At 46.0% G+C, this 3,235-nt stretch carries 4 protein-coding genes; 3 read left to right on the top strand and 1 reads right to left on the bottom strand.

Features of this window, described 5'->3' with window-relative positions; genetic code table 11:
- Positions 1 to 252 precede the first annotated feature (252 nt).
- Positions 253 to 939 carry a hypothetical protein gene (locus RWJ43_RS06510; RefSeq protein ID WP_009655682.1) on the bottom strand — a complete coding sequence of 229 codons (687 nt, stop codon included), beginning with the start codon at positions 937 to 939 and terminating at the stop codon, positions 253 to 255.
- Between the two features lie 196 nt (positions 940 to 1,135).
- On the opposite strand from RWJ43_RS06510, the gene pyrE reads away from it, so the two are divergent.
- The 3 genes from pyrE to yihA form a co-directional block, all read left to right on the top strand.
- Entirely contained in the window at positions 1,136 to 1,816 is a 681-nt protein-coding gene (pyrE, locus tag RWJ43_RS06505) for an orotate phosphoribosyltransferase (RefSeq protein WP_314009104.1), read from the top strand.
- 33 nt (positions 1,817 to 1,849) lie between these two features.
- Positions 1,850 to 2,764, top strand: a complete 915-nt coding sequence (locus RWJ43_RS06500) for a LysR family transcriptional regulator (RefSeq protein ID WP_314009102.1) — start codon at positions 1,850 to 1,852, stop codon at positions 2,762 to 2,764.
- 66 nt (positions 2,765 to 2,830) lie between these two features.
- Positions 2,831 to 3,235, top strand: a 405-nt coding sequence (yihA, locus tag RWJ43_RS06495) for a ribosome biogenesis GTP-binding protein YihA/YsxC (protein ID WP_314009100.1), incomplete at its 3' end; no start/stop codon positions are given.

Genomic DNA, 3,235 nt, shown 5'->3' with positions numbered 1-3,235 from the left:
GTGCCCTTGGGAAGTCTACCATCACCAAACGTTGCACTTGCTTTGAGAATTCAAGTTCCTATTATACAAAATTTTAAGATAATGCACTATCAACACACTCTTAAGTTTGCTTCTAAGTCTTATTTCCATAACTTTAGGGTTAACCATACGCAAGACCAATCACTCTCGGACAATACTCATGATTTTAATGATAAAATCCATGTACCCCTTATCTACACACGTTTCAGGGCTTAAAATCGATTTGAGTAGTTTTTACTCGTCTGTTTCAACATTCCAATATTTTGAAATTGTTGGACGTGATAAACCTGTGTCTCTTTGACAATCGGTTTTCTTTCCCCAAGGTTTCTTTTTGCGCCATTCTTGGACGATTGCTTTCTTATCAGGTCTACCGCCTAGATATTTGCTATCTCTACGCCCTTTTAATTGCCTTGTGAAATTCATGATTTCAACGTGTTCCGCCCTTGTATTTCCGTTTCGCTTGGCTCTTTGAAGCGGAATGCCTGTGCGCTCGCTGATATACTCAATTTTGCGTGTAAATGCGTTTGTATCATTACGGTAGTAAGTTGCAAGAGCTGAAATAACGTCAGATAGCGTAAAATGGTTCTTATCGTCATTTGTAAGGGTCTCAAAATGTTCCATAATCATTTTACAATCCTTTTCCAACTCTTCAGGACTGATACAACATTGAACCGCTAACGAGCAAAGATTTTCAAGGCAATAGTAACGCTTTCCGACAACTGCACCGCTGATAATCTTTTGTTTCCAGTTATCATAAATTCCACGATGTCGATGAAAGACAAAATCTTCACTCGGTTTCTTTTGCCCCTCAACAATTCGGCGCTGATACCAATCAGGATACCTCTTTTTAGCTTCTTCTAAGCTCATTTTAGACTTGTAACCGATTTTGATTTTATCATCTTCTGAAAGAATTTCATTCAAGCTTTCCAACGTGTGCTTCTCGCCTGTTTTAAAGGCGAGATATATCTGGCGGTATTTACGCTAATCTCACACAGCCAAGCCGGCACGCCATAAAACACCGCGCCATAAAACACCTATCCGTAATTCGGCTAAACTAGTGCAGTAGAACTTACCTACAAAGTGCTGCCACGTTAAAAGGCCTGCTAAAGGAGAAGCCATGGAAGACTACAAGCGCGAATTTATTGAGTTTATGGTCCAGAGCAACGTACTTAAATTTGGCGATTTTACGCTCAAGAGTGGTCGCAAATCTCCTTTCTTCATGAATGCCGGCGCCTATGTCACTGGCGAGCAGCTCCACAAGCTGGGTCTTTATTACGCTCGCGCCATTCACGACAACTTTGGCCTGGACTTTGACGTAGTCTTTGGTCCTGCTTACAAGGGCATCCCCCTTTCCGTTATCACCGCAATGGGCATCAATGAGCTCTATGGTAAGCAGGTTCAGTACTGCTCCAACAGAAAAGAAGCAAAAGATCACGGCGCGGACGCCGGCATGCTTTTAGGTGCAGAGCTCAAAGACGGCCAGAGAGTGGTTATGGTTGAAGACGTCACCACTTCTGGTAAATCTATCGAAGAGACCTATCCTATGATTACCTCTATTGCAAAGATCGAGGTAGTTGGTCTGATTGTCTCGCTCAACCGCATGGAGGTTGGCAAGGGCGGCAAAGTTGCAGCTCTCCAGGAAGTCTCCGAGCGCTGGGGCATGCCAACTGCAGCCATTGTCTCCATGGACGAGGTTACCGAGGCCCTCTACAACAACGAGGTAGACGGTAAAGTTATTATCGACGACACCTTGAAAGCCTCCATTGATGCCTACTACCAGCAGTATGGTGTTAAATAAGGCGAGAAAAACCTCTGCGTAGAAATCTGACTTATGACTCTGACTCAACTTAAATATGTTCTTGCTATTGCTAAGGCTGGCACCATTAACGCCGCAGCTAAACAGCTCTTTATCTCGCAGCCTACCCTGAGTAGCGCAGTTAAAGAGCTTGAAGCTGAGCTGGGAATCTCCCTCTTTAACAGGACCAGCAAGGGCGTTGAACCTACCGCAGATGGCGAGGAGTTTTTGAGTTACGCCAGGCAGGTTGTCACGCAGACGGACCTCATTGAAGAGCGCTATCTGGGCACCGCTCCTACCAAACAGCGCTTCTGCGTTTCTTGCCAGCACTATTCCTTTGCCGTTGAGGCCTTTGTCAACCTGATTAAAGAGCATGGCGGCTCAAAGTACGATTTCCGTATCAGAGAGACGCAGACGTACGAGATTATCGAAGACGTCTCCAAGCTAAGAAGTGAGGTAGGCGTCCTCTACCTCAACTCGTTCAACGAGCGCGTTATTAGAAAAACGCTGCAGGACCAGGGCTTGGTTTTCTCGCCATTGTTTAAATGCAAGCCAAGCGTCTTTGTGGGAAAGGATAACCCGCTGGCAAAGCGCTCCTCGGTAACACTCAACGATCTTGCTCCCTACCCTCGTCTTTCGTACGAGCAGGGTGAGCACAACGCGTTCTATTTCTCCGAGGAGCTTCTGGCAACGCTTGATCGCGATAAGGACATCATGGTCCGAGACCGCGCCACTATCTTCAACCTGATTATTGGCTTGAACGGTTACACCATCAGCACCGGTCTTATTAACGAAGAGCTCAATGGCCCCAACATTGTTGCAATTCCTCTAGCTGTTGATGATTACATGGAAGTTGGCTACGTTACCCACGACGAGAAGAGCCTCTCGCCCTTTGGTGAGCTCTACATCGATGCGCTTAAGCGCTGCTGCCAGGCAGTTACGTGGGTGTAAGGTTCTACACCTCCCAGTTTGCGCTAAAATAATACCTTACGTTTTTGAAGTGCAATGGGAGGCATCATGGGTCTTAAGTATGAAACCGCACAATATGAGGCATCATACGGAGCAATCTCACAACTTCCTTCTCCAGAGACTCCAGAGGTGGCTTTTGTGGGCCGCTCAAACGTGGGTAAGTCTTCCCTCTTAAATAAACTTATTGGACGAAAACAGCTCGCACGAGTTTCAAGCGTCCCAGGTAAAACTGCAAATATCAACTTCTTTGACGTTGATGGCGTCAAATTTGTAGACTTGCCTGGATACGGATTTGCACGAGTTTCTCGCCAAGAAAAACAGCGCTGGGCAGACCTCATCGGTGGTTACTTTGAGCAAGAACGCAGCTTTAACCTGGTGCGTAGTCTTGATGATATCAGACACGAAGCTCAAAAGCTTGACCTCCAGATGATCAACTTTCTCCAAGAGGCTGAG

Origin of the sequence: Lancefieldella parvula, from assembly GCF_963530955.1 — a bacterium.
Classification (GTDB): Bacteria; Actinomycetota; Coriobacteriia; order Coriobacteriales; family Atopobiaceae; genus Lancefieldella; species Lancefieldella parvula_A.
Note: the sequence above shows the minus strand (reverse complement) of the source record. Positions and strands in the feature narration are given on the sequence as shown.